Genomic DNA, 26,838 nt, shown 5'->3' with positions numbered 1-26,838 from the left:
CAAGATACCCAACACAACGAAATAGGCATTGATGGCGGTGGGGTATCAATCCAGCACCAAATGCGTATTGGACGCGGATCAATCCGCTTGCGAGGGTAGGTGATGCAGACCACATACCGGAGGTACAGAATGACACAACCGAGCAGTAAACCGGCGGCCGGCGGGCGCAACCGCCCCGCCGCAGGCGGAGCCGGGCCCGGCGTTGACGTCCTGGGCCGGGAAGGCACCGGGCCCCTGGCCGGCGTCGTCATCGCGGATTTCAGCCGGGTGCTGGCTGGTCCGTACGCCACCATGCTGCTGGCTGATATGGGCGCCACAGTCATCAAGGTCGAGGGCCCCGACGGTGACGACACCCGCACCTACATGCCCCCGGTCCGCGACGGCGAGGCCACATTCTTCCTGGCGGTGAACCGCAACAAGCACTCCATTGCCCTGGACCTGAAGGACCCGGAGGACCTTGACGTGGCGCGCTCGCTGATCCGCTCCGCGGACGTTATGATCGAAAATTTCAAGCCCGGCAACATGGCGCGGCTGGGTCTGGACTATGCCGCAGCCGCGGAGCTGAAGCCGGACATCATCTACGCCTCCATCACCGGGTTCGGCACCGGGGCAGGCGCGCACATCCCGGGCTATGACCTGCTTGTGCAGGCCGCCTCGGGAATGATGAGCCTGACCGGTGACCAGGACACGCAGCCGTACCGGGCCGGCATCGCCCTCTTTGACGTTATTACCGGCCTGCACGCGGCCATCGGCATCCTCGGGGCCCTGCACCACAAGGACCAGACCGGCGAAGGCCAGTTGGTGGAGCTGAACCTCCTGACCTCCGCACTGTCCGGCATGGTGAACCAGTCCGCGGCCTACGTGACCGGCGGTGTGGTGCCGGCCCGGATGGGCAACGAGCACCCCAGTATGTATCCGTACGCACCGATGCAGACCGGCGACGGCATGATCATCATCGCCACGGGCAATGATGCCCAGTTCGTCCGGCTCTGCGGGGCGCTGGCGATCCCCGAAGTCGGCCGGCACCCGAAGTTCGCCAAGACCCGGGAACGCAATGCGCACCGGGACGAGCTGCGCGACATCCTCCACGCCCGGCTGGCCACCCAGTCCGCCGCGCAGTGGTTTTCTGAGCTCTCCGCGGCGGGGCTGCCGTGCGCGCCGATCCAGGATGTCCGCGGCGGGGTTGATTTCGCCGAGCAGCTCGGGCTGCAGCCGGTAGTGCTGGCCGGCAGCGGGGCGCGGCAGATTCCCACCGTGCGGCATCCCGTCGAGTACTCCCGCACCCCGGTGGACTACTCACTCGCACCGCCGGAGCTCAACGAAAGCTCCGAGCTGGTCCGGAACTGGCTGCTGCACCAGAAAACGCTGGCCCATGCCTGAGGCATACCGGACCCGGATCTCCCCGCGGTGGTCGGACCAGGACCTTAATGGCCACGTCAACCACGCCGCCGTCGTGACACTCCTGGAGGAGTCGAGACTCAAATGGCGGGCCACGATGCAGGGAGTCCACTCAACCGACGCGGCCCCCACCGTAGTGGCAGCCCTCGAGCTGAACTACCGGCGGCCGATCCACTACGGCGAAGACCTCGACGTTGAACTCGCGGTCAGCAGGATCGGCACCAGCTCCGTCGGCCTCGAATTCACCGGCACCCAAAACGGCGCTGTAGCCGTCGAGGGCCGGACAGTGCTTGTTTCAGTCTGGCCCGAAACCGGCAAGTCGCGGCCCCTGGCGGAACGCGAACGGCACTGGCTCGCCCAGTTCCGGCCCACACCGGCAAACACGGAACCCCGTGAACCGCAGATTCCCGATCACCCACCCCTGGAGCTGACCCAATGACACCGGAACCGGCCGCACAAGGCACCGACTTCTACCTGCTGGATGATTTCCTCACCGCCGAGGACCGCGCCCTTCGGCTGAAGGTCCGCAGCTTCGTCGACAAGGACCTGCTGCCAGTTATAAACGGCTACTGGGAGCGCGCCGAGTTCCCGTTCGAGCTGATCCCGAAACTCGCCGCCCTCGGCATCGTAGGAACCACCATCACCGGATTCGGCTGCCCCGGGCTGAGCCGGCTCGCCGCCGGAATCGTCGCGGCGGAAGTCTCCCGCGGCGACGGCTCCGTCAATACGTTCCTGGGTGTCCAGTCCGGCCTGGCCATGGGCACCATCAACATGCTCGGCAGCGCGGAACAAAAGCAGCGCTGGCTCCCCGCGATGGCCACCCTGGACAAAATCGGTGCCTTCGCCCTGACCGAACCGGACCATGGGTCCGATTCGGTGGCCCTGGAGACCAGCGCTCGGCGGGAGGGCGACAACTACATCATCAACGGCCGCAAGCGGTGGATCGGCAACGCCAGTATGGCCGACGTCGTAATTATCTTCGCCCGCGACGACGAGGACGCCAAGGTCAAGGCCTTTGTGATGGAGCGCAACGACGACGGCAGCTACCCGGACGGCTATCACACCGAGGTCATCACCGGAAAGATCGGCAAAAGGGCGATCCTCCAGCCGGACATCACCCTCGAAGGACTCAGGGTACCGGCGGACAATAGGCTCACCGGCTGCCACTCCTTCAAGGACGTCACCCGCGTTCTGACGTCCACCCGCAGCGGAGCCTCGTGGGAGTCCCTCGGCCACGCAATGGCGGCCTACGAGATCGCGGTGGACTACGCGAAGACCCGGCACCAGTTCGGTAAACCGATCGGCAGCTTCCAGCTGGTGCAGAACAAACTCGCCAACATGCTCGCCGAACTGACGGCCATGCAGTTGATCTGCTTCCGGCTTGCCGTCCTGGCCGAGGACGGACGCATGACCGGGCCCATGGCGTCGCTGGCCAAGATGCACACGGCGCAGAAGGCGCGCTGGATCTGTTCCGAAGCCCGGGACATGCTCGGCGGCAACGGTGTGCTGCTGGAGAACCATGTCGCCCGGCATATGACCGACATGGAGGTCGTCTCCACCTACGAAGGCACCGATTCCATCCAGTCCCTGCTCGTTGGCCGGGAGATTACCGGTTTCTCCGCCTTCAGCTAGTCCCCGGCCAGGCAATCGCCACCCGGGCATCAGCCACATTCCACGCAAGCGAAGGAAACACCATGACTAATTTCACCAACCGAGTGGCCGTCGTCACTGGCGGCGCCCAGGGGATCGGCGCCGCCACGGCGCTGAAGCTGGCCGCGGGGGGCGGCACCGTCGTCGTCCTGGACCTCAATGAGGAAGGCGCCAAAGCCACCGCTCAGGCGATCACTGTCGACCCGCAGGTGCTCGCGGCAGGCGGCCGCGCCATCGCCGCCGCCTGCGACGTCACCGACGAAGCCACCGTGGACCGGGTCTTTGCGGAGATCCATCGGGAGTTCGGCCGCCTCGACATCCTGGTCAACAACGCCGGTATCACCCGCGACAACCTGTTCTTCAAAATGGACCGGCCGGATTGGGACTCGGTCCTGGCCACCAACCTCACCAGTGCCTATCTGTGCTCCCGTGCGGCCCAGCGGTACATGGTCCCTGCGAAGTACGGGAAAATCGTCTCGCTGAGCAGCCGGAGCGCGCTGGGCAACCGCGGCCAGGCCAACTACGCCGCCGCGAAAGCCGGCATTCAGGGCCTGACGGCGACGCTCGCCATCGAACTCGGCCCATTCAACGTCACGGTCAACGCCGTGGCCCCCGGCTACATCGCCACCTCGATGACCGCGGCCACCGCCGAGCGCGTCGGCAGCAGCCCGGCCGAACACCAGGAGGCGGTGGCGGCCCGCACGCCGCTGGGCCGGGTGGGCCAGCCCGAGGAAGTGGCAGCCGCCGTTGCCTTCTTCGCCAGCGACGATTCCTCTTACGTCTCCGGCCAGACGCTCTACATCAACGGCGGGGCCCGCTGATGCCCGAGGCATTCCTGGTCGGCGGCGTCCGCACGCCGGTGGGCCGCCACGGCGGCGCACTCGCGACGGTCCGGCCCGATGACCTGGCCGCGCTCGTGCTGCAGGCCGTCGTGGCTCGCGCCGGCGTCGACCCGGCCAGCATCGACGAGGTCATCCTGGGCTGCGTCAACCAGGCGGGGGAGGACAACCGGAACGTCGCCCGGATGGCAGTGCTGCTGGCCGGCTTGCCCGAGGCCGTCCCCGCTGTAACGGTCAACCGGCTGTGCGCCTCCGGCCTGACCGCCGTCAGCATGGCGGCGCAGGCGGTCCGCAACGGCGACGCCGAGCTGGTGGTGGCCGGCGGCGTCGAGTCCATGACCCGGGCACCTTGGGTGCTGGCCAAGCCGGAGAAACCCTACGCGAAACCTGGGGAGCTGGCGGACACTTCGATCGGTGCCCGGTTCGTCAACCCGCGGATGGAATCCAACGCCCGGTTCTCGATGCCCGAAACCGCCGAAGAAGTGGCCGGCCGAGAAGGGATCTCCCGCGCCGACGCGGACAGCTTCGCGCTGCGCTCGCACGAACTGGCGTTGGCGGCGATCGACGCCGGACGCTTCAGGGACGAAATCGTCCCCGTCCCGGTCACCGGCCGGCGCGGTGAAGTATCGCTTGTGGACACCGACGAAGGGCCGCGGCGCGGGTCCACCGCCGAGTCCCTGGCCGGGCTCCGGCCACTCGTCAAGCCCGGCGGAATCGTCACCGCGGGCAACTCCAGTTCCCTCAACGACGGCGCCTCCGCAGTGGTGGTCGCCAGCGGTGAGGCCGTGGCGCGCTATGGCCTGACGCCGCGGGCGCGCATCGTCACCAGCCAGGCCGCCGGCGTCGCCCCGGACGTGATGGGGATCGGCCCGGTCCCAGCGACCCGGAAGGCGCTGGCCAAGGCGGGCTGGAGCCTGGACGACGTCGGCGCCGTCGAGCTCAACGAGGCCTTCGCGGCGCAGTCGCTGGCCTGCATGCGGCTGCTCGGCATGGATGCCGGCACCGTCAACAACGACGGCGGCGCAATCGCCCTCGGGCATCCGCTGGGCTCCTCCGGATCAAGAATTGTCGTCACGCTGCTGGGCCGGATGGAACGCGAAAACGCCGGCCGCGGCCTGGCCACAATGTGCGTCGGGCTGGGCCAGGGCGTCGCCATGCTGCTGGAAAGGGTTTAGATGAGGCTGTTCGAGGACGCCGCCGAGCTGGCAAGCATGACTGGACAGGAAATCGGGGTGAGCGCCTGGCACACCCTGGAGCAGTCCCAGATCCAGGCATTTGCCGATGCGACCCTGGACCAGCAGTGGATCCACACCGATCCGGAGCGGGCCGCTGCCGGACCGTTCGGCGCCACGCTCGCCCACGGGTATCTCAGCCTCTCGATGCTGCCGTACCTTGCCGGTCAGGTCTACCGGGTCCAGGGCGCGGCGATGATCATCAACTACGGCCTGAACAAGGTCAGGTTCCCGGCGCCCGCCCTGGTGAACTCGCGAATCAGGGACCGGCTGACGCTGGCTTCGGTGACCAACACGGCCAACGGCCGGCAATTGCAGTTCCGGCACCTGATCGAGCTGGAAGGTTCCGAAAAGCCTGCCTGCATCGCGGAAACCGTGTCCCTGCTCCGGAGCTGACCGGTCTCCGGCACCACCCTGCACCACCATCCGAACAACGACGTTACGGCCGAGCCTGCCTGCAGGCTCTTCACGAGGGAGAAAATCCGTGGTTACTGAAAACCTGAAACTGACACACGCCGAGGCGGGCGCGCAGGGCACGGCGCTGCATCCTGGGGTGACGCCGGCTGAATTGCGCCGCACCTCGATCTCATCCTGGCTGGGCTCTGCGTTGGAGTACATGGACTTCACGCTTTACACCCTGGCCGCGGCGCTGGTCTTCGGGCCGCTGTTCTTTCCCAATGTCGACCCGGCAATGGCGCTGCTGGCCAGCTTCGCCGCCTACGGCTCCGGGTTCCTCGTCCGGCCGCTGGGCGGAATCTACTTCGGCTATCTCGGGGACAAATACGGCCGCAAGTGGATCTTGGTGATCACTGTCGGGATGATGGGGATCGCCACCCTGGGGATGGGCCTGTTGCCGACCTTCGCCCAGGTGGGCGTTATCGCGCCCATCCTCCTGGTGCTCCTGCGGCTCATCCAGGGCTTCGGTGCCGGCGCTGAACTGTCCGGGGCCTCGCTGTTGCTGGTGGAATCCGCGCCCGCTGGCAAACGCGGTTTCTATGGTGCGGTGGTGGCGTTGGGGACCGCGACCGGTGTGCTTCTGGCCAGCGGACTGTGGCTGTTGCTATCGCAGATGCCGAAGCAGGAATTCCTCGCCTGGGGGTGGCGTATTCCCTTCCTGCTGAGCGTCGTGACCACCCTGGTGGCGCTGTACCTGCGGCGCAGCGTCAGCGAATCTCCGGTCTTCGAGGAGCTCAAGGCGCGGCGTGCTGCGGCGCGCGTCGAGGCCAGGCAGCAAAGCGTCTGGCGTGACGCGGCGGACGCCAAAAAATCATTCCTCGTCTCACTGGGCATCAAGCTCGGTGAGAACGGTTCGGTCTACCTCGTCAAGGGATTCCTGATCGGCTGGACCGTGTCCGTGGTGAAAATGGACGCCAACCTCGTCACGACCGGCGTGACGCTCGGCTCGATCCTGGGCGTCGCCACAGTTCTGCTGACGGGCAAGCTCACCGACCGGTTCGGCCGGCGCCGGGTCTGGCTGTGGCTCTCCGGCTTCCAGTTCGCCTTCACCATCCCTGCGATGCTGCTGATTGAAACCCGGAACCCGCTGCTGGTGGCCCTCGTCTTCGTCATTTTCATCGGCGGTCCGCTGCCCAACATGTACGGCGTGGAATCAACCTGGTTGGTGGAGATGTTCGGGTCCAAGCACCGCTTTACCTTCATGACGACGGTCAAGGAGATCGGCGCGGTGCTTTCCGGCGGCCTGGGGCCCGTCCTGGCCGCCGCCGTCGTCGCGGCGACGGGTCCGGGCTGGGTGCCGATCGCCGCTATCCTGATGAGCTACGCCGCGATCGGCTGGGCGGCCGGGTTCATCGCTCCCGAAACCAGGGGCCGGGATCTCAACGCGGAGGCTGACGCCTGCTGACCCGGGGTGGCGGTCCGGGCCGCGACGGGTGTGGACACGGTACATTCATCCCAATAGGGCAAAGATGAAATGCGAAGGTGCCAGCCGGTCCTGGCCCCTGAACCCCACATGAAGGAAGACACCATGACGATCCCCAACCGCGGGCTTGCGATCTTCAGGTACTGGTTCGCTGCCATAGGACTGCTGGCCGTCGCGTTTCAGCTCGCGCATCTGCTCACCAGCGTGCCCGGAGCATCGACGGTGAATTACTTCAGCTACTTCACCATCGAATCAAACGTCATCGCTTTTGTGACCCTGGCAGTAGCAGGCACCTTCGCGTGGCGGGGAGAAAACCCGCGGTGGCTTGATTTGCTGCGGGGCGCGGCGACCATCTACATGACCATCACCGGAATTGTGTACAACCTGCTGCTGAGCAACGTGGACGTTAACACGCCAATCCCCTGGATCAATGTGGTCCTGCACTTTACGATCCCCACGATTATGGTGATCGACTGGCTCGTTGACTTGCCCAAGACCAGAATCCCGTTGCGGACGTCCCTGATCTGGCTTGGGTTTCCGCTCCTCTATCTCGTCTACAGCCTGATCAGGGGCCCGATCGCCGGGTGGTACCCCTATCCGTTCCTCGACCCGCGGATCAGCGGCTATGGAGCTGTGGCCGCAACGTCCCTGGCCATCGCCATCGGCGCCTTTGTTTTCGCGGCGATCGCAGCGCTCTCCACCCGGCTGCACCTGTCCACCAGCGCGCCTGAACCCGCGGTTCGCCAGGGCAGCGAAACCGCCGGCTGACCGCCCGGCACCTTCGGCTGCCGGGTCCTCCTTCGCGCCAGGGACTTTGAACGAACGACGACGGCGGGATATCCCGCCGTCGTCGTTCTGGTTGCGTGTGCCGGGGCCGGCCCGGCCGGCCGCCCGCGCGGCTAGCTGGCGAGGCCGGCGAGGCCAAAGACGGCCGCAGCGATCCCGAAGCCCATCACACCGATGAGTGTTTCCATCACGGTCCAGGTCTTCAGCGTGGTCTTGACGTCCATTCCGAAGAAGCGGCCAACCAGCCAGAAGCCGGAGTCGTTGACGTGGGATACAACCACGGAGCCGGCGGCGACCGCGATCACGAGGGCTGCCAGCTGCATGCCGTTCATGCCGGCGGCGGCAACGGCCGGTGCGATCAGTCCCGCTGTGGTGGTCAGCGCCACCGTGGCGGAGCCTTGAGCGATGCGCAGGATGGCCGCGATCAGGAAGCCGGCGAGGATCAGCGGAATACCAACGTCGCCGAGGACATCAGCGAGAGCCTTGCCGATGCCCGACGTGCGCAGGACACCGCCGAACATACCGCCGGCGCCGGTGATGAGGATAACGGAGCAGACCGGGCCCAGCGCCGACTCGAACAGCTTTTCCAAGGTGCTGCCGTGCAGGCCGCGGCTGCGGCCCAGGACAAAAGCCGCCACGAGGACAGAGATCAGCAGGGCTACCGGGGTCTCACCAAGGGTCCGCAGGACCTGGTACCAAGCCTCGGACTTGGCCGAGGCCGGCAGCACGCCGGCGGAGGAGAGTGTGCTCAGCCCGGTGTTGAGGAAGATCAGGACCAGCGGTAGCAGCAGGACCCCGACGACGGTGCTGAACTTAGGCGGGTTGGCTTCAGCTGCGGCGTCGGCCTGGCCCAGCAGGGTGGGGACAGGCAGGACCAGGCGCTTACCGGTCCACAGGCCGAACAGATATGCCGTGACGTACCAGGTGGGGATGGCAGCGATCAGGCCGACAATAAGGACCAGGCCGATGTTGGCATCGAAGAACGTTGCGGCTGCGACCGGACCCGGGTGCGGGGGCAGGAAGATATGGGTCACCGAGAAGGCGCCGGCTGCGGGAAGCCCGTAGCGCAGTACGCCGCCGCCGAGACGGTGCGCGACAGCGAAGACCACCGGGAGCATCACAACGAGGCCGGCGTCGAAGAAGATTGGGAAACCGAAGATCAGCGAGGCGAGGCCCAAGGCGAAAGGCGCACGCTTTTCGCCGAACAGGTTGATGAGGTGGTCAGCCAGGGCCTTGGCCCCGCCGCTGGTCTCCACAATGCGGCCGAGCATCGCACCGAGGCCGACCAGCAGCGCGACCGCGCCAAGTGTTGTGCCGAAACCGCTGACCAGGACGGTCACGACCTTGTCCGCCGGTATTCCGGTGGCGAACGCGGTGGCCAGGCTGATCAGGATCAGGGCAAGCAGCGCATGGACGCGCAGCTTGATGATGAGGAACAGCAGCACGGCGATGGCCGCGGCGGCGATCAGCAGCAGGGGACCTGCGCCGAGGGTTTGAGTCCATCCTTCGATGGTCATGGTTCTCCTTTGAAGCAACGGGCAATAGGGGTGAAAAGGGGTGAAAAGGCCGGAAGGAATGAGCGGAAGAGTCAGGCCCTGGGGGACAGGCCGGTGCCGGGTCCGCCGGAGAGCCCCAGCGACGCCTTGATCTCGGCGATCAGCTGTTCGGGGGTCCGGGTGATTTCCAGGCGCAGGCTTCCCCCGGCGAGCTCGGCGGGGGTTAGCGGTTCCAGTGTGGCCAACTGGCTGGGCAGCAGGGTGACGGGCATAAAGTGGCCCGCGCGGCCCTGCATACGTTCCGCCAGCAGCCCGGGTTCGCCGTCCAAATGCAGGAAGACAACCCTGCCTTCCGCTCCGGAGAGCAACTCGCGATAGTCGGTTTTGAGGGCAGAGCACGTCAGGACCGTGCACTGCCCGGCGCGGGCCTGGGAGGTCATCCAGTCCCGGATGGCGTTCAGCCAGGGCCAGCGGTCGCTGTCTTCCAGCGGGGTGCCGCTGTTCATCTTGCTGATGTTGGCTTGCGGATGGAATTCGTCGGCCTCGGCCATGGCCCAGCCCAGATCTCGGGACAGCGCCTCGGCAACCGTGGACTTTCCGGCACCTGCAACCCCCATCACCACCAGGTGAATGGCAGAAAACGTCATTGTTTACCTCCGTAGACGATGTCCGAAGACGCGGACAAACCAAGGGCCATCGCTACAGCCCGATCAAAAAGGTAGCACCTTTGATGTGGCAATCGTACTATCTTTACGTTAGAAAAGTCATACCTTTGGCTGAGCGGGCACTATGCTGGGAGGCAGCCCTTGCGGGCAGAGGGAGGCTCGACATGTCGACGGCGACACCAGACCAGGAGCGCGGCGAGGAGAACGGCGGCGACGGCGAACACGGCGACGCCGCTGACCGGGGTGAACCCGTTCGTGCCCTGCACCTGCGGGTCCTGGACGAATTGGGCGAGGGAATTGTCTCGGGCACCTTCGCACCCGGACAACGGCTGACACTGGAGGGCATCCAGCAGCAGTACGGCATCTCCCGGACCCTCGCCCGCGACACCACGCGGGTGCTTGAATCGATGAATCTGGTCTATTCCCGGCGCCGCGTAGGCATCGTGGTGCAGGATTCCGCGCACTGGAACGTTTTTGACCCGAAGCTGGTGCGTTGGCGGTTGGCCTCAGGGCGACGGACTGAACAGTACGCCAGCCTCACTGAACTCCGCATCGCCGTCGAGCCAATCGCCGCGGCCGGTGCGGCCCGCCGGGCGGGCTCCGCCGAACGCCGTCGGCTCGTTACGCTGGCGGCGGAGCTGCGCCGGCTCGGAGAGGCAGGCGATCTGGAAGGATTCCTGACCGCCGACATCGCCTTTCACCAGTTGCTCCTGCACAGCAGCGGCAACGAGATGTTCCAGGCCCTGGACGGGATGGTGGCCGAGGTTCTCTCCAGCCGCACCCGGCAGAGGCTGATGCCCTTCCACCCGCGGCAAGAAGCGCTGCAGGCGCACGAGGATGTCGCCGCCGCGGTCGCAGCGGGGGACGCAGGCGCGGCCGAGTCCGCCATGCACCGAATTCTCGAGGAGGTCCGGACCGCGATGGGCCTCTGACCGGCCCGGCCCGCCCCGGCCGACCGGTTTTCGGCTGTTGAAAAATGGTCAGCCGTTGATGACCTGCGGTACTCCGAGGGCTTTGAGGCCTTCGACGCCGAATTCCAGGCCGTAGCCGGACTGCTTGGCACCGCCGAAGGGGACCCTCGGGTCAACCGCGCCGTGCTTGTTGATCCAGACGGTGCCGGCCTCGAGCCGGGCCGCGACCTTGCGGGCTTCCGCCGGATCGGCGGACCAGACCGAGGCGCCGAGTCCAACGTCGAGGGCGTTGGCCATGGTGACGGCCTCGTCCACCGTGCTGTAGCGGATGATGGGCAGCGCGGGACCGAACTGTTCCTCGGTCACCAGGGCATTGTTGTTGTCGATGTCCGCAACCAGGGTGGCGGGGTAGAAGTAGCCGGGCTGGTCTGTGTCCGGGTCCCCGCCCAGCAGGAGCTTGGCCCCCGAGTCGCGGGCGGCATCAACCAGCCGGGCCACGATGTCGAACTGCTGCTTGTTCTGCAGCGGGCCAAGCACATTGCCCTCGTCGAGGCCGTTTCCCATCGGCATGGCGGCCGCGACGGCGGTAAGTTCCTCGCAGACGGCATCGTAGATGTCGCTGTGGGCGTAGAGGCGCTTGAGGGCCGCGCACGTCTGGCCGGTGTTGATGAAGGCGCCCCAAAAGAGGCCTTCGGCGATGGCCTTGGGGTCGGCGTCGGGCAGGACGATGCCGGCGTCGTTGCCGCCGAGCTCGAGGGTGAGGCGTTTGACCGTGTCTGCGGAGGACCTGATGATGGCCTTGCCCGTGGCGGTGGAGCCGGTAAACATCACCTTTCCAATCGCGGGGTGTTCGGCCAGCCGTGCGCCGACGTCGCGGCCGCCGGAGACCACGGTGAGGAGGCCTTCGGGCAGCTCCTCGTTGAGGACCTTCGCCAGGGCCAGGACGGAGAGCGGGGTGTATTCGGAAGGTTTGACCACCACGGCGTTGCCCATCCTGAGGGCCGGTGCGATCTGCCAGACGGTGATCATCATGGGCCAGTTCCAGGGCCCGATAGCCCCGACGACGCCGATGGGCCGGTAGTGCAGTTCGGCGCGGGTTTCGCCGTCGTCCACCACGGTCTCCGGCTCCATCGCGGTGCCGGCAGCAGTGCGGAGCCACGCGGCGCAGGCGCCGACCTCGAACCGCGCGTTGGGGCCGTTCAGGGGTTTGCCCTGCTCGCGGGAGAGCAGATGGGCGAGTTCTTCGGCAGAGCGTTCGACGGCCTCGGCGGCCCGCAACAGTGCGGCGCTCCGCGCGTCATGGCCCAATGCCGCCCACGCGGGCTGCGCGGCGCCGGCAGCGGCAACGGCTCGCTCCAGGTCCGCCAAGGTGTGCACCGGCGCTTCACCGACGACGGCGCCGGTGGCGGGGTCAAGGATGGTCCGGGTGTCGCCGGTGTCCGGGGTGATCGAGGCCAGGAGGGCGTCGTAAGTTTCCATGGGGTGTACTCCACATCGAGTAGTTGGCCGAGCTGTCGTCTCCGAGTGTCCTCCGTTGCGGGGCGAGCAGTCTTGTCTTTGCGCGAACTGCAGTTGACCCACTGCGAAGGATCGCGGCGGCCCTGGGATGCCGTTGCGCTGAGGGACAACAAACGATCGCTGATCGACAAAAGGGTGATGGGCGTCACCTGCAATGCTGGATTGCATGGTGCCAGACACCCCTCCTTTCCCATACCGCCTTTCTCGCACCGCCAATCCCCAGACTCATGACCGTTAAGAAGGATCCGATGAGTATTTCAAAATCCGAGTCCCGGACCGCGGAAGCCGCTCCCCGCGCCGAGCACTCCACAGCACTGCGCGCCGGCAGCGTCGGCGTGATGGGCATTCTCTTTTTTGTCTTATCCGCCCAGGCGCCGCTGACCGGAATCGTCGGGGCGTCCCCCCTGGCCGCGGCCCTCGGCAACGGCCCTGGAGCGCCCGGGGCGTACCTGGTGGTGGGCATTGTCATCGTAATCTTCGCCGTCGGGTTCGTTGCGATGAGCCGCAAAATCCAGGCCAACGGCGCCTTCTACGCCTATGTCACGGCCGCCTTTGGACGCAAAACAGGGGCGGGAGCCGCGTGGCTCGCCCTCCTTGCCTACAGCACCGTCCAGGCCGCGATGTACGGGCTGTACGGCGCCGCGTTTGCCGGACTCCTCGGGTCCGCCGGCTTCGTGGTTCCCTGGTGGCTGCTGGCCGTGGTCACCATGGCGGGCGTACAGGTGCTGGGATCCCTCAACATCGAACTGGGGGCGCGGGTACTGGCGGTGCTGGTGGGCCTGGAGGTCGCCATCCTGATCATGTTCGGCTTCACCGTGCTGTTGCGCGGCGGCGGCCCCGAAGGAATCAGCCTGGCGGCTTCCTTTTCTCCTGCGGCGATCGCGACGGGCGCCCCGGGCGTGGCCATTATGTTCGCTGTCGCCTCCATGTTCGGCTTCGAATCGACTGCCATCTACTCAGCCGAAGCCAAGGACGCCCAGCGCACGGTGGCCCGGGCCACGTACCTTTCGGTAGTGGTTATCTCGGTGTTCTTCTCCTTCATCTCGTGGATGCTGGTCAGCTACTATGGCCCCTCGCATGTCATTGATGCGGCGGGGGCGGCCCTCGAATCGGGTGACTCCACCTCCTTCGTACTGACACCGATGGTGGAACTCTTCGGGCCGTGGGCCGGGATCGCCACCGGTATCCTGCTCGTGACTTCCCTGCTGGCCGGCATTATCGCCTTCCATAACGGCATCAACCGCTACCTCCATTCACTGGCGCTGCGCGGGTCGATGCCGGGCACTGTCGCCCGCACCAACCGGCACCGGGCACCCGCCACCGCAGCGCGAATCCAGACCGTGATCGCGTTCCTGCTGGTGGCACCGTTCGCAGTACTTTCCCTGGACCCTGTGCTGACCCTCTTTTCCTGGTTCAGCGGGCTGGCCGTGGCGGCGCTCCTGGTCCTGTATATCCTCTGCTCCCTTGCCGTCGTCGCGTATTTCCGGCGCGAAAGGGTGGCCGGCCAGGTCTGGCAGACCAAAGTGGCGCCGACACTCGCCACCCTGCTACTTGGCTGGGTTCTGGCCCTTGTTGCCAGCAACTTCACGGCACTCATCGGCGGCAGCGCCGAAACGGCCATGGGCCTGCTTGCCGCCGTTCCCTTGGTCTTCGTTGCCGGTGTGCTGGTGGAGGTCGGGGTGGAGCGCAGGGCCGCGCGGGAGGAGGCCCCCGCATAGCCGCGGGCTTCGATCGCCGCATGGGCGGTTCCGGGCAGCGCCGGGACCGCCCTTTCGGGTGCCAGTGCTGGTGCCGGGTGCGGGTGCTGCACAAGCGCCGGGGCCGCCGCCTGCCGGGGGTGGCAGCTCTAGGCGCCGCGCCGCCAGTCGCTGGGGGATTCGCCGAAGGCATCACGGAACGAGCGGCTGAAATGGGCCGCGTCCAGGAATCCCCAGCGCGCGGCCACGGCTCCGACGGGCATGCCGGCCAGGAGCGGATCCCGCAGTTCGCGGCGCGCCCCTTCCAGCCGCTGGCTCCGGATCCAGCTCGCCACTGTGGTTCCGGATTCGTGGAAAACGTTGTGCAGGTGCCGGGTGGAGATGAAATGGGCTGCCGCGATGGAAGCCGGCGAGAGCAGCGGATCGGCCAGTCGGGCATCGATGTACTCGCGGACGGATGCCGCCAGGAGGGCCTGCGGCCGCATCCGGTCCGCCGACATATCCAGCTCCGAATGCAGCATCGTGGACACAAGATCGAGGGCATTCGTGGCAAGGCGGGACCCGCTGGGGCCGCTCAGGGCATCGAGGTTCTCGGCAAGGTGGGCGATGAACGGCCCGACGATTGCGGCGAGGCCTGAGCCGGCGGCCATCCGCACTGCCGAAAGCTGCGCGATGCAGTCCGGCGGGAGGGACAGTGCGTCCCAGGGGAACATCACCACCATAAGCCGGGCGTCGCCCTCGAAGGCCAGCGTGTAGGGGCGGCTGGTGTCGTAAATGGAGAGGTCGCCCGGCTCCAGGACAGCCTCGCGGTTGTCCTGGATAAGGAGCCCGGTGCCCTGCAGCTGCAGGTTGAGTTTAAAATAGCGCTGTTGGGACTGGGCAATCAGCGCCGGCGTCCGGTGCACCTCATGGCTCGTCGAGGCGACCTCGACGACCGCCACGCGGTCCAGCCTTCGGGCCCGCATGCGGCCGCGGAAGTTGTCCGCGTCCCTGCTTGAGGCGGCCAACGGAACGAAGGACTCCGCGACGAGGTGCCGCCAGTGATCGAAGGAGGTCGCTGTGCTGGTGCGCAGGTCCTGTCCGGCGGGACTGCAAGAGGGGCGGGCTGCAACTGCGCTCATAAAGGATCCTGACGCCGTCGTACTGCGGAAAATGTGTCATGGGACACAGTCCTTTTAGGGTAACGCCGGAATCGACCGGTGTCATCTATTTTCGACAACCGGCGAATAAAAAAGGTTCCGCGGAACTAGTGGCCCAGCAGGATCAGGAATCCGTCCAACTGCTCGCTCAGCCCAAGCTCCACCTTGCCCTCCGGGGCGAGCGCCGCCGCGATCTGCGCGCCAAGCAGGAGATTGAGCAGCTGTCCGGCGAGGGCCGCGTCGGTGACGGCGGTGGTGACTGTGCCGGCCTGCCGCGCCTCGGCGAGGTACTGCCGCAGCGCGGCAAGCCACAGCTGCATCGAGTCCCGGTGGATGGCGGCCTTGTCGGGATCGTTGATGGCCTTTTGCCAGAACGGAATAACAATTCGGGCCTCGTTGATCCGCTCCTCATCCAGGGGCAGCACTTCGACGCAGAATGCCCTGAGGGCCGCGAGTCCCGCCTGCCCTGCCGTGACTCCGGCGATCCGCTCGTTGGTGCGGTTGAAGACATGCCCGAACGCGAAGGTCAGCAGGTCATCCTTGGTGGGGAAGTAAGGCTTGAGGGCACCGTTCGCAAAGCCGGCTTCGAGCGCGATCTCGCGCATGGTGGCACTTTCGATTCCGAGCCGGGCGATGATCCGCCACGTGGCATCAACGAGTTCAAGCCGCCGCTGGTTGTGGTCGACAATCTTTGGCACCGGACAGCTCCCCAAAACATTTCACGACGGACTCTTGTGGCACAGCTTACATTTCCGTATTCTCTACAACTATAGAAAATAAAGTTCTGACCCGCCAGGGTCCCCGGACAAAGGCCGCCACCATGACCGCACAAACTGACACCCGCACCTCGTTTAGTCCATCCAGTCCGTACAGTCTGGCCGCGAGTGCCGAAATCACGGCAGTCCAAGGCGTCCTGCGCGCAGCGGGGCTGCTGGGCGAGACAAAACGAATCGCGTACCTGGGCCTGCTGGATCCCGCCAGGGGCTCGGCGGCGGAAACCGGGGACCGCCGGTTCCGGGTCTTTCTGCACGACGTATCGGGAGGACGTCCGGCCGACGTGACGGTCTCGGTCTCCAGCGGCGCGGTGATTTCCGTCGTCGAACTGGACACCGCGGTGGCCGGTGAACTCCCTGTCCTGGAAGAAGAGTTCGAGGTCGTCGAGGAGCTTCTGGCCACGGATGAGCGGTGGCTTGAGGCGCTCGCAGCGCGCGGACTCGACGTCGGAAAGGTGCGGGTCGCGCCCCTATCCGCCGGTGTCTTCGAGTATCCGGAGGAAAAGGGCCGCCGCATCCTGCGCGGGCTGGCTTTCGTGCAGGATTTCCCCGAGGACAGCGCCTGGGCGCACCCCGTGGACGGCCTCGTGGCGTACGTCGATGTGGTCAGCAAGGAAGTCACCCAGGTCCTGGACACCGGTATCGTCCCGATTCCCGCAGAGCACGGCAACTACACGGACCCGGAGCTCACCGGTCCGCTCCGCAGCACGCAGAAACCCATCAACATCACCCAGCCGGACGGACCCAGCTTCACCGTCACCGGCGGCAACCACATCGAGTGGGAAAAGTGGAGCCTCGACGTCGGCTTCGATGTTCGTGAAGGCGTGGTGCTGCATAACCTTGCGTTCCAGGACGGCGAACGCCTGCGCCCAGTCATCAACCGGGCGTCGATCGCCGAAATGGTGGTCCCGTACGGGGACCCGTCGCCGATCCGGTCCTGGCAGAACTACTTCGACACCGGCGAATACCTGGTCGGCCAGTACGCCAACTCCCTGGAACTGGGGTGCGACTGCCTCGGCGAGATCACCTACCTCAGCCCCGTCATCAGCGACGCCTTCGGCAACCCCCGCGAAATCCGCAACGGCATCTGCATGCACGAGGAAGACTGGGGGATCCTGGCCAAGCACACCGACCTCTGGACGGGCATCAACTACACCCGCCGCAACCGCCGCCTGGTCATTTCGTTCTTCACGACCATCGGCAACTACGACTACGGCTTCTACTGGTACCTCTACCTCGACGGCACCGTCGAGTTCGAGGCCAAGGCCACCGGCGTCGTCTTCACCTCCGCCTACCCGGCAGGCGGCTCGGCCAACATCTCCCAGCTCGCCCCGGGGCTGGGCGCCCCCTATCACCAGCACCTGTTCAGCGCCCGCCTGGACATGGCAATCGATGGCTTCACCAACCGGGTGGAAGAAGAGGACATCGTCCGGCAGGCGATTGGCGAAGGCAACGAACGCGGCAACGCCTTCTCCCGGAAGCGCACGCTCATCGCCCGTGAATCCGACGGCGCACGCGAGGCCGATGCCCGCAACGGCCGGACCTGGGTCATCTCCAACCCGCAGTCACGGAACCGCCTCGGCGAACCGGTGGCGTACAAGCTCCACGCCGAAGGCCAGCCCACCCTGCTGGCGGACCCGGCGTCCTCGATTGCCCGGCGCGCCGCTTTCGCCACGAAGGATCTGTGGGTTACCCGGTTCGCCGAGGACGAGCGCTACCCCACGGGAGATTTCGTGAACCAGCACGGCGGGGGAGCGGGGCTGCCGCAGTACACAGCGCAGGACCGGGACCTGGACGGCCAGGACATCGTCATCTGGCACACCTTCGGCCTGACCCACTTCCCGCGGCCCGAGGACTGGCCCATCATGCCCGTGGACACGGCCGGTTTTAGGTTGCGGCCGGAGGGCTTCTTCGACCGCAGCCCCGTGCTGGATGTGCCCGCAAGTGCACAGCCGGCCGGCGGCCACTGCCACAGCTAGACGGTGGTCATGGCAGTGGCGGGGGGAATGGCCGGCATCGCCGGTGTGGTCCTGCACGCCAGGATCTGCGCCGCCGTGACGGCGGGGTCGTGCCTCGCGCACCTGTGGCTTGTTGCCGGGAACCAGCATGGGACTGCGCTGAACGTGCTGATGCTGGCCATGGTGGCGGTGTGCCTGCCGTGCGCCGTACACATCTGGCGGCAGGGCCCGGCCCGGCCGCTGCGGCAGGTGATGGCCTCGGCGCTGGCGATGACCGGGGTGCATGCGGTCCTGCTTCTCGGCGCGGTGCCCGGGACCGGGGGCGCCAGCCATAGCCACCATGCCGCTGCTGTGGCCGAAGCGCCGCCGTCGGGTGCCGGGGCGCTGCTGGCAGTCATTGCCCTGGAGCTGACGACGGCGCTGCTCGCCGCGACGCTACTGGCACGGCTCCGGCGACGCCCGTGGCTTAGTCGGTGAACAGCCCGGCCAGGTCTTCGGCCGTGAGCGCCCCGCCGGTCAGCGCGTCGCCCTCCATCACGTCGGCGAACAGCTGGGACTTCCTGGCCTTGAGCGCCATAACCTTCTCCTCGATCGTGTCTTTCGCCACCAGCCGGTAGACCATAACGTTGCGGGCCTGCCCGATCCGGTGGGTCCGGTCCACGGCCTGGGCTTCCGACGCCGGGTTCCACCACGGGTCCAGCAGGAACACGTAGTCAGCCTCCGTCAGGTTCAGGCCGAAACCGCCGGCCTTGAGGCTGATCAGGAACACCGGCGCGGCGCCGTTCTTGAATTCATTAACGACGTCGGTGCGGTTACGGGTGCTGCCGTCGAGGTAGCAGAACTCGATCTTCTCCTCGACAAGCCGCTCCCGGACCTTGCCGAGGAACCCGGTGAACTGGCTGAAGATAAGGGCCCGGTGCCCTTCCGCCACAAGGTCGTCGAGCTGCTCGAAAAGCACATCGAGCTTGCTGGACCGGACCCCGGAGAGCGAGGGATCGATCAGCGAGGGGTCCAGGCTGAGCTGCCGCAGCAGGGTCAGGGACTGGAAGATGGTGAAGCGGTTCTTGTTGACGTCCTCGATCAGGCCCAGGATCTTCTGGCGTTCGCGCTGCAGGTGTGTCTGGTAGACCTTCTGGTGCCGCGGGTTCAGTACAACCTCGAGGATCTGCTCCTGCTTGGGCGGCAGGTCGTGGATGACTTGTTCCTTGGTGCGCCGCATCATCAGCGGACGGACCCGACGCCGGAGCTTGTCCAGCTGCGCCTTGTCCCCGTTCTTTTCGACCGGCTTCTGGTAGTACTCGGCGAACCGCTTCGGGCTTGAGAAGAGCCCCGGTGCGACGATCGAGGTGAGGGCCCAGAACTCCATCAGGTTGTTCTCCAGCGGTGTGCCGGTGATGGCGAGTTTGAACACCGCGGGGAGTTTCCGCGCGCACTGGTAGGCCTTGGACTGGTGGTTCTTGACGAACTGGGCCTCGTCCAGGACCAGCCCGGCCCACTCCTTGGAGGCATAGGCCTCGTAGTCGATCCGGAACAAGGCGTAGGAGGTGATGATGATATCCGCTCCGGCCATCGCCTCGGCTGGAGCGGAGCCGCTCTTGGCGAACGTTTCGCTGATGGCGCGCACTGTCAGGCCCGGGGCGAACCGGGCGGTCTCGGCCTGCCAGTTGCCCACGACGCTTGTCGGGGCAACAACGAGGAAGGGCGCAGCGCCGGGGGGCGCGCCGGCAGGCGCGGCGGCTGCGCCGCCGTCGAGTGCTTCGGCAGGGACCCCTGCCGCGACCTTGGCGGCGCAGATCAGTGCCAGCGCCTGCACCGTCTTGCCGAGGCCCATGTCATCGGCCAGCACGCCGCCGAGTCCGTGCCGGTAGAGGAAACTGAGCCAGTTGAACCCTTCCAGCTGGTAGGGGCGCAGCTCGGCGTTGAGCGTTGCCGGCAGCGGCAGCCCCTTTACGCCGCCTTCCAGCAGCCCGCCGACAGCCTCACGCCAGGCGGCTGCCTGCTCGTCCACGATGCCGAGCTGAGCCAGTTCGTCCCAGAGCCCGGCCTGGAAGCGGCTGATCTGCAGCGGGGCGTCCTTGTTGTCCTGCAGCGAACGGGCCTCATCAATGAGGGCCCGGAGCTGGTGCAGCTCAGGCAGGTCCAGTGAGAAGTAGGCGCCGCTGGGCAGCAGCATGCGTGTCTGGCCCGCGGCGAGGGCGGAGAACATCGCCGCGAAGGAGACCGGTTGGCCTTCCAGGGTGATCACGATGCCAAGATCGAACCAGTCCCGGCTGTCGGTGGCCTTGGTCGAAATCGCCACCACCGGCGCCTCTTCGGCTTCCCGGTAGTCGGCGATCTCACCGGCAGTGTCCACCGAGACGCCGGGGACGTCGCGGAGCAAGGGGAGCAGCTCTTCGGTGAAGGCCAGGGTGTCGAGGCCGCTGAGTTCCGCCGAAGCCGCCAGCCGGGGTGTTCCCCACCCGCCCGTGGCCGACTCGCCGAGGGCCGGCACCACATCCCACGGCTGTCCGACGGCTTCCAGGATGCGGGCCTCGGCGGGGTCGTCCCGGTAGCCGTGATCGCCGGGGTGACGCCACAGCGGCTGGGCCGTAACGAGCTTGCCGGACTTGTAGTGCCATTCCCAGTGCAGCCGGACCCGGTGGTCGGCGCCGTAGTTGGCCAACAGCGACAGGGTGGGAAGGGCCAGTTGGGGGAGCTCCACTGACTCGTCGGAAGCCGTGACCCGGGCGCTTTGTTTGAGCTTGGGATAAAAACCGGTCAGGAAGCGGCTCTCATCCCGGGCTGGAATGTGCAGCGTGGTGCCGGCCGTGACGAAAGTCAGCAGCTCCTCGCTGAGGCCGCCTTCCAGCGGTGCGAGCGTGATGATGGTGTCAGTGGTCGCGGCACCGGGCAGTGCGTCCGGCCCGGAGGTGAGGAAGATTCCGTGCGCCGGGCGTCCGATGGTCCCGACGGTTGCCGGATCGACCACCTCATCCTCCACGGTGATGGTGGGGGCGAGCGAGAGCCCACCGCCGTCGCCGGCCGGTGCCGGCGCCGCGGGTCCGCCGCCGCCGCCGTCGGCCTCGGCCGGGACCGGCCCAGGGCCGAACCGGGTCAGGTTGAGCCCGACGGCGGCGGGCTGCTCCACGAGCCGCACCGGCTCCTGGCCGCGGCTGTGCACCAGCGCGACACCGATCTTCCGGGCCCGGGTGAGCAGGCTCCACAGGTTCTTGCCGGCGTAGGTGTTCAGGCCCAGCCACAGCCCGGTTCCACCATGCTGGCGGTTGGCCTGGGCGGTGTGGGCGGCAAGGAACTCCTGCATCCACTCCACGTGGGCCTCGTTGCATTCGCGCCGGTAGCTCAAGTAGCTCAGGGTGTTCCAGGAGACGTCGCCGCGGATCCACTTCCCCTTCGCGCCCATGATCACGGGGCGGGCTTTGAGCTGGCGCACGCTGCGCAGCGGATCCCGGCGTCCGGTGTAGGAGAAGTGCGGGGCCGGTTCCTCGATCTCGAACTGGAGCGCGAGCGGAATTCCGTTGGTGGACTGGGTGATTCCCGGCTGCGAGATCAGCGGGCTCAGCGCCTGTTCCCAGTCCGGGACCTCGAGCACCGGTGCCTGCCGGGACAGCCGGCTGCCGTCGGCGGGGGTCAACAGCTGGACCCGGATCGCCGGGTTGTCCTCGGCCGTGAACAGGAGCGCGGCCACATGCTTGCAGTCCTTACGGACCGGGCAGCTGCACACGCCCACGGTGCAGCTCCAGCCGCCCGCCTTACGGACCAGTTTCGCCGTCGTCGAATAGGGCACATCGGATCCGCCGCGGACCTTGCCGAGCATCAGGCCGGTGGCGGCATCGAAGGAAATACCGGAAACACGGCTCCCCATGGCGTAGGCAAGCCCGGCCGCAAGGGAGCGGTCGTTGATCGCGGGGGTCTGTATTGCCAGTGCCGCACTCTCGTCCGGATGGGATGGCATGTGCGTACTACTTTCAGCAGTTGGTCATCTGCTCCATCTTAGCGAGCCTGGCAGGACTCCCCGGACTGCGGCGTCCGGCCAGGTGGATAACCGGCCGGACGCGCACTCCGTTCGGGACACCCAAACTTCGCCGGACGTTCAGCTTCGGCTCAACCGCGCTGCCGGTGGTGCCACGTACCGTAAAGGGGAACGGAGCGTCACCCGCCTTCAGCAGTGAGGATTTCCCATGAGCAACGGCCTTTCCACCACCATGCCCGCCACCGGTTACGCGACGGTCCTGCCGAAGGCGATCATCAGCGGCAGCGACGCGGACGTCGTTGACGCGAACGTCGAGGTGGTCAACGCCATGTACGCGGAGTTGCTCGATGTCGAGGAAATTGCACCGAACGCACTGCGCAGCTACTACGTCGACTTCTATCTGACGCAGTCGCTGGGCGGCGGGTTCGCCCAGTACGTGTTTACCGCGCCCGAACGCACGGTCATTGACGACTACGTCCGGGCCGGGCTGGAAGACATGGGGGCCGCCGCGCACCTGGACCTCTTTAACCGCACCGCAGCGGCCTTTGACTCCCTCACCGAGGAGGAAAGCGATGCCTACCTTGACGGGGATGCGGATCTGGACGGCGGCACGGACGGTGTTGTACCGGACGGTGTTGTACCGGACGCCGTCCGGGTCCTGGAAGAGCTCGACGGCGACTTCGAAACCCTGCTGGAGACCGAAGACATCATCGCGCTCAACGCCGCCTGGCTCCGCGGCCAGACAGACCTTCTGCTTCTGGCGGATGAAGAACTGGACCAGCACATCGCCGAGCGCGTGTCCCGGGTCCCGAACCTGGCGGAGCGCCAGGCCGAGGCCGCCGAGGACGAACTGCTGGATGCGCCGGAATTCGAGGTAATCATCCGCGAGCTCTGCAAGGTGGCCGGGCATACCCTGCTGAAGATCACCATGGGCGACCCCAATTACGACCACGACGGCCAGACCACCCTGGCATGGCATTTCACCACCGACCAGGGTGAATTCCTGATGCTCGACGATGACCAGGAAGCGGTTATGATCCACCCCGAGACGAAGGAAATTCTGGCTGCCGTTGAGTTCGAAGCCACAGACGACTAAGCCGGAAAGTCCGGCGCCGCGGCCGGCAGTTAACTGCTGTCCGGCAGTTATTGCCCCGCCGTGCCGGTGATCATGTCACCGGAAGGCGCCACGAGGTACCAGACGCTGCCCACCCCCTGCCCCCGGATGTCCCCGGCGGCCAGATCCTTGGCGTAGTAATACACCGGCATCCCGTTGATGGTCAGTTGTTTTTTGCCCTCCGGGGTGGCGATGGTCCCCACGGTGCCGGCAACGCCGTCAACCGCGGGGGCGTCAGCGGTTGCCAGGACCGGCGGCCACGCGGCAATGCAGCCGCCCGTGCAGGTGCTGGTCCCAGAGTCTTTGGCGTCCTTGGTGTAGTAGTAGACGCTGCGGCCCTTGCCGTCAACGACTATCCTGCCAGCGGTGGAATCCGTGACCTTGAGGTCCGGGGTGGACGCCGCCGGTGCTGGGGCGGAAACCGGTACCGGGCTCGCTGCGGAGCCGCCGGACGGCGTAGTGGCGGCCGAGGGCGACGTGGGCGTGGCAGTGCTGCCGGCGCAGCCCGAGAGTAGTGCTGCCAGGGCAAAAGCGGACAGGCCAACGCTGTAGTGCTTTTTCATCTGCTGCTCCTTGACTCAAACCGGCCAACTTGCCAGGCCGGAGCTACCCGTTACGACGGCGCCGGGGGCAGAATGGTTCACAGTAATCCCTGGGCTGCTGCCCGGAACCGGGATGAGTGAACCGTTCCAGGGATCCGCGCGTCCTAGGGTACAAGCGCAGAACCCTACGAGTCCTGGAGGCCCGTCATGCCGCTGGACGAAGAGGTGGTGGCAGCGATTTACCGCGACCACGGGCCGGCCCTCAGGCGCTTTGTCCTCAGCGCCTGCCGGGACCCGCAGGTGGCGGAGGATGTGGTGCAGGAGACCGTGCTGCGGGTCTGGCAGCAGTCTCCGCACATCACGGGAAGCCTGCGCAGCTATTTGTTCCGGACGGCCCGGAACATCATGATCGACAACTACCGCAAGGCCCAGCGCCGTCCCCGCGAGACAACTGACCGCGATCTGGCTGACCTGGCCGGCGGGGAGGAGCGTGTTGACGACCTCCTCAACCGGGTATTGATGGAGGAGGCCCTGATGCGGCTGAGCACCGAGCACCGGGACGTACTCGTGGCCCTCCATTACCGCCGCTTCACCGTCCAGGAGGCATCGAAGAGTTTGAATATCCCGAGCGGAACAGTCAAGTCCCGGGCCTTCTACGCCGTCCGGGCCCTCCGGACGATCCTGGATGAGATGGGGGTGCAGCGGTGAGCGGCTCCGAAGTGCACCAGCTGCTCGGGGCCTACCTGCTCGGCGGCCTGGCGCCCGCGGAGGCCCTAACCTTCGAACAGCACCTGGGCGGCTGTGCGGAGTGCCGGCAGGAACTTGACGACTTGGCCAGCCTTCCGGCACTGCTGGACGCGCTTCCGGTGCCCGACGCCGTCGCCCTCGGCGCCGCGGCCACGGCGGGGCGGGAACCGGAGCAGCCGGCTCCCGCCCCGGCCGGCGTACCGCGACGGATGCTCGACGACCTGTCCAGCCGGCGCCGGCAGGCACGACGCCGCTGGACCGCGGCGCTCGCGGCGGCGGCAGCGGCCTGCCTCGCCCTGGGAATCCTCGCTGCGCCGCTGATTAACCCGCCGCCCAAACCGGACGCCAGCTACTCGGTGCAGGCCAGCGACGGACCGCAGATCACCGTAGGGATGGTCAAAAAGACGTGGGGCACCGAGCTTTCCGTCGACGGCCGCAGCCTGCCGCTGGAGGGCACCTTCTCGCTTTGGGTGAAGGACAGCGCCGGCACCGAGGACCGAGCCTGCGCGTGGACGGCCACGCCCAGCGGCAGGGTCCGGATCACCGGTGCCACGCCCGTGCAGCTGGCCAACATCGCCAGCATTGAAATGCGCAACGGGCAGCAACAAACGGTGGCCTTCATAGCCGTGCCGCAGGGATGAGCGGGTGGTCCGGGCGCCTCCGGCCTTACATCTTCGCCAGTTTGGCCCGCACCATCATGAAGATGCCATAACAGATCAGGCCAGCGCCGACGGCGGCCAGCATGTACACACCGAACGGCTGGTCGCGGAGGGCCTTTAGGCCGCCGTCGAGTCCGGTTGACTCCTCTGGGTGGGCCTTCACGGTGGCAATGGTTACCAGCAGGCCCACCAGCAGCAAGGCGATGCCTTTCGCTGCGTAGCCGACGACGCCGAGGATGGTCACCGCCGTCCTTGCCTGCCGCGGGGCCGGGAGGCGGAGGTGCTTGAGGAAGGACTGCCGGAAGCCGCGGATGGCATAGACAATTCCGGCGACTCCGATCCCTGCGCCGACGGCGATCAGCAGCAGATAGCCTCCGGGGGCTTGGATAACGGTCACCGTGAGATCGCTCGTGGACGTGCTGTGGTCCTTGCCTGCGCCGCTGGCGAAGGACAACAGCGTGACGGCGAGTCCGGCGTAGACAACGGTCTGGAGGGCTGCTTTGAGCTTCTTCCCCACCTTTTTCTTCGCCTGCAGGTGCTCAAAGTCGAAGATGGCATCACTGGTTTGCCAGATTGCCAGGGCCACGCAGGCGGCGAAGGAGCTCCACAGCAGCAACGGGCCGGCCGGCTGGCTGCCGAGCTGTTCGACGGCTCCGCTGACGTCAGCCTCGCCCTCACCACCCATGGAGAGCCGGATCGAAACGACGCCGATGAGGAGGTGCAGGATGCCGCTCACGGCAAAACCGGCACGGGCCACCAGTTCCAGCGCACGGGAGTTGGTGATGTTCTCCGCCACGTCGGCGGCGTCCTTGAGTTCTCTCTTGATGGCGGGCCCCTCAACTTGCTTGGTGGTTCTGCCGGACGTGGGTTCCGACCGGTTCGTGCATCTCCCGTTATCGTGCCACGCGGAGGCGGCCGGGAACAGCGGTGTCTGTCCTAGCGGCGCCGGTAGCTGAGGTCGAAGATGAGCCGGCCCGCTTCATGGGCCTTGTTCTCGAAACTCGTCAGGATCCGGCCCTCGAAGCGCGGGGCCCAGCCGCCTGCGTCGTCGGTGCCCTCGTTGGGGCCGGTGTGCTCGGTGCTGACAGGTGCCCGGCCCTCCTTGACCGGCGCCCCGCCCACAAGGGCTTCGACACCGGACTGCCATACCTGCGTGAGCGGGCTCTGCGCCCCGCTGCGCTCGCCGTCGTGCAGGTTCTCAAAGTCGGGGGAGTCAGCCAGGACCTCGCGGACGTGCACGGCGTAGTTGGACCAGTCCGTCGCAATCCGCCAGAGGCCGCCGGGTTTGAGGGACCGTGCTGCCAGCTGAGCGAAGGCCGGCTGGATGAGGCGGCGCTTGTGGTGCCGGGACTTGTGCCAGGGGTCCGGGAAGAAGACCCACAGCTCCGTCACGGAACCGGCCGGCAGCATGGTGGCCAGTACCTCGGGGGCATTCGCCTCCACCACTCGGACATTGCGCAGGCCGCGGCTGTTGATCTTGACCAGCGTGTTGGCCAGGCCCGGGGTGTAGACCTCAACGGCGAGGAAGTCCGTGTCCGGGTTCTCCTCGGCGGCATGGCAGACGGCGTCGCCCAGGCCGGAGCCGATCTCCACGATCAGCGGGGCTGTGCGGCCAAATTCGGTTTCGGCGTCGAAGACGTAGTCCGGGTGCACGGAGGTGTTGGCGATGTGCCGGGGGACATCGATCGCCCACCGGTCGGAATGTTCCTCCCAGGCCGCCTGCCGGCGGCCCTGCAGGCGGGTGCCGCGGCGCACAAAACTGACCGGGCGCCCGCCATACGTGCCGAAGGAGGCTTGGCTGCCGGGGGTTATTGGGCGCGATGGCTGCGGCACTTCGGGGGATTCTGGGGATTCACTCATCCCTT

General features: G+C 66.7%; 24 protein-coding genes. 15 read left to right on the top strand and 9 right to left on the bottom strand.

The annotated features are described in order from the left end of the window. Window positions 1-129: 129 nt before the first annotated feature. The 8 genes from QK287_RS02015 (at window position 130) to QK287_RS01980 (ending at window position 7,766) form a co-directional block, all read left to right on the top strand. The gene (locus QK287_RS02015) at window positions 130-1,380 is read left to right on the top strand and encodes a CoA transferase (protein ID WP_282358941.1); all 1,251 of its coding nucleotides are present in this window, start codon (window positions 130-132) and stop codon (window positions 1,378-1,380) included. Beyond that, a complete protein-coding gene (locus QK287_RS02010; RefSeq protein ID WP_282358939.1) occupies window positions 1,373-1,837 on the top strand; it encodes a thioesterase family protein in 465 nt (154 codons plus the stop codon). The genes QK287_RS02015 and QK287_RS02010 overlap by 8 nt, the downstream gene beginning before the upstream one ends. Beyond that, window positions 1,834-3,030, top strand: coding sequence for an acyl-CoA dehydrogenase family protein (locus tag QK287_RS02005; protein ID WP_226775265.1), 1,197 nt, complete (start codon window positions 1,834-1,836; stop codon window positions 3,028-3,030). Before QK287_RS02010 ends, QK287_RS02005 begins: the two co-directional genes overlap by 4 nt. Window positions 3,031-3,092: 62 nt before the next feature. Beyond that, complete coding sequence (gene fabG / locus QK287_RS02000; protein ID WP_282358934.1) at window positions 3,093-3,869, top strand: 3-oxoacyl-ACP reductase FabG; 777 nt, start codon at window positions 3,093-3,095, stop codon at window positions 3,867-3,869. Then, window positions 3,869-5,062 (top strand): acetyl-CoA C-acyltransferase, encoded by a 1,194-nt coding sequence (locus QK287_RS01995; RefSeq protein WP_282358932.1) that lies wholly within the window; start codon window positions 3,869-3,871, stop codon window positions 5,060-5,062. Before fabG ends, QK287_RS01995 begins: the two co-directional genes overlap by 1 nt. Next, complete coding sequence (locus QK287_RS01990; RefSeq protein ID WP_226775268.1) at window positions 5,063-5,515, top strand: MaoC family dehydratase; 453 nt, start codon at window positions 5,063-5,065, stop codon at window positions 5,513-5,515. A gap of 88 nt (window positions 5,516-5,603) precedes the next feature. Beyond that, the gene (locus tag QK287_RS01985; protein ID WP_253031857.1) at window positions 5,604-6,980 is read left to right on the top strand and encodes an MFS transporter; all 1,377 of its coding nucleotides are present in this window, start codon (window positions 5,604-5,606) and stop codon (window positions 6,978-6,980) included. A 123-nt stretch (window positions 6,981-7,103) separates the two neighbouring features. Beyond that, entirely contained in the window at window positions 7,104-7,766 is a 663-nt protein-coding gene (locus tag QK287_RS01980; protein ID WP_226775270.1) for a Pr6Pr family membrane protein, read from the top strand. Window positions 7,767-7,897: 131 nt separating this feature from the next. Here the strand turns inward: QK287_RS01980 and QK287_RS01975 are convergent, their stop codons facing one another. After that, entirely contained in the window at window positions 7,898-9,301 is a 1,404-nt protein-coding gene (locus QK287_RS01975; protein ID WP_226775271.1) for a GntP family permease, read from the bottom strand. A 71-nt stretch (window positions 9,302-9,372) separates the two neighbouring features. Then, window positions 9,373-9,927: a gluconokinase gene (locus tag QK287_RS01970; RefSeq protein ID WP_226775272.1), complete on the bottom strand. Its 555-nt coding sequence runs from the start codon at window positions 9,925-9,927 to the stop codon at window positions 9,373-9,375. Window positions 9,928-10,109: 182 nt separating this feature from the next. Here QK287_RS01970 and QK287_RS01965 point away from each other — a divergent pair, with 182 nt between their 5' ends. Further along, on the top strand, window positions 10,110-10,877 hold the full coding sequence (locus QK287_RS01965) for an FCD domain-containing protein (protein WP_226775273.1): 768 nt from the start codon (window positions 10,110-10,112) through the stop codon (window positions 10,875-10,877). Window positions 10,878-10,925: 48 nt separating this feature from the next. Here the strand turns inward: QK287_RS01965 and QK287_RS01960 are convergent, their stop codons facing one another. Beyond that, window positions 10,926-12,335: an aldehyde dehydrogenase family protein gene (locus QK287_RS01960; RefSeq protein WP_282358928.1), complete on the bottom strand. Its 1,410-nt coding sequence runs from the start codon at window positions 12,333-12,335 to the stop codon at window positions 10,926-10,928. A 287-nt stretch (window positions 12,336-12,622) separates the two neighbouring features. Between QK287_RS01960 and QK287_RS01955 the strand changes: the two genes are divergently transcribed. After that, on the top strand, window positions 12,623-14,092 hold the full coding sequence (locus QK287_RS01955) for an APC family permease (protein ID WP_282358925.1): 1,470 nt from the start codon (window positions 12,623-12,625) through the stop codon (window positions 14,090-14,092). Between the two features lie 128 nt (window positions 14,093-14,220). Here QK287_RS01955 and QK287_RS01950 read toward each other — a convergent pair whose 3' ends face one another. Then, window positions 14,221-15,192, bottom strand: coding sequence for a helix-turn-helix domain-containing protein (locus tag QK287_RS01950; protein ID WP_282358924.1), 972 nt, complete (start codon window positions 15,190-15,192; stop codon window positions 14,221-14,223). A 125-nt stretch (window positions 15,193-15,317) separates the two neighbouring features. Then, a complete protein-coding gene (locus QK287_RS01945; RefSeq protein WP_282358923.1) occupies window positions 15,318-15,908 on the bottom strand; it encodes a TetR/AcrR family transcriptional regulator in 591 nt (196 codons plus the stop codon). 122 nt (window positions 15,909-16,030) lie between these two features. Between QK287_RS01945 and QK287_RS01940 the strand changes: the two genes are divergently transcribed. Together QK287_RS01940 and QK287_RS01935 are read left to right on the top strand one after the other, a co-directional pair. Then, a complete protein-coding gene (locus QK287_RS01940; RefSeq protein WP_282358921.1) occupies window positions 16,031-17,962 on the top strand; it encodes a primary-amine oxidase in 1,932 nt (643 codons plus the stop codon). A 9-nt stretch (window positions 17,963-17,971) separates the two neighbouring features. Next, entirely contained in the window at window positions 17,972-18,418 is a 447-nt protein-coding gene (locus QK287_RS01935) for a hypothetical protein (protein ID WP_226775279.1), read from the top strand. Here QK287_RS01935 and QK287_RS01930 read toward each other — a convergent pair. Further along, window positions 18,408-21,893: a DEAD/DEAH box helicase gene (locus QK287_RS01930; protein ID WP_282358919.1), complete on the bottom strand. Its 3,486-nt coding sequence runs from the start codon at window positions 21,891-21,893 to the stop codon at window positions 18,408-18,410. The two genes, QK287_RS01935 and QK287_RS01930, sit on opposite strands and share 11 nt — an antisense overlap. A gap of 250 nt (window positions 21,894-22,143) precedes the next feature. On the opposite strand from QK287_RS01930, the gene QK287_RS01925 reads away from it, so the two are divergent. Continuing rightward, window positions 22,144-23,007: a hypothetical protein gene (locus tag QK287_RS01925; protein ID WP_282359044.1), complete on the top strand. Its 864-nt coding sequence runs from the start codon at window positions 22,144-22,146 to the stop codon at window positions 23,005-23,007. A 47-nt stretch (window positions 23,008-23,054) separates the two neighbouring features. Here QK287_RS01925 and QK287_RS01920 read toward each other — a convergent pair whose 3' ends face one another. Beyond that, window positions 23,055-23,588, bottom strand: coding sequence for a hypothetical protein (locus QK287_RS01920; protein WP_282358918.1), 534 nt, complete (start codon window positions 23,586-23,588; stop codon window positions 23,055-23,057). A gap of 186 nt (window positions 23,589-23,774) precedes the next feature. Between QK287_RS01920 and QK287_RS01915 the strand changes: the two genes are divergently transcribed. Together QK287_RS01915 and QK287_RS01910 are read left to right on the top strand one after the other, a co-directional pair. Then, window positions 23,775-24,275: a sigma-70 family RNA polymerase sigma factor gene (locus QK287_RS01915; protein WP_282358917.1), complete on the top strand. Its 501-nt coding sequence runs from the start codon at window positions 23,775-23,777 to the stop codon at window positions 24,273-24,275. Then, window positions 24,272-24,955, top strand: a complete 684-nt coding sequence (locus tag QK287_RS01910) for a zf-HC2 domain-containing protein (protein WP_282358916.1) — start codon at window positions 24,272-24,274, stop codon at window positions 24,953-24,955. Before QK287_RS01915 ends, QK287_RS01910 begins: the two co-directional genes overlap by 4 nt. 25 nt (window positions 24,956-24,980) lie before the next feature. On the opposite strand, the gene QK287_RS01905 is transcribed toward QK287_RS01910, so the two are convergent. Both QK287_RS01905 and trmB read right to left on the bottom strand, forming a co-directional pair. Further along, window positions 24,981-25,769 (bottom strand): DUF1206 domain-containing protein, encoded by a 789-nt coding sequence (locus QK287_RS01905; protein ID WP_282358915.1) that lies wholly within the window; start codon window positions 25,767-25,769, stop codon window positions 24,981-24,983. A 140-nt stretch (window positions 25,770-25,909) separates the two neighbouring features. After that, window positions 25,910-26,833: a tRNA (guanosine(46)-N7)-methyltransferase TrmB gene (gene trmB / locus QK287_RS01900; protein WP_282358913.1), complete on the bottom strand. Its 924-nt coding sequence runs from the start codon at window positions 26,831-26,833 to the stop codon at window positions 25,910-25,912. Between the last annotated feature and the right edge of the window lie 5 nt (window positions 26,834-26,838).

Origin of the sequence: Arthrobacter sp. AL05 (genome assembly GCF_029960715.1) — a bacterium.
Classification (GTDB): Bacteria; Actinomycetota; Actinomycetes; order Actinomycetales; family Micrococcaceae; genus Arthrobacter.
This window is presented reverse-complemented; position numbering and strand designations above follow the sequence as displayed.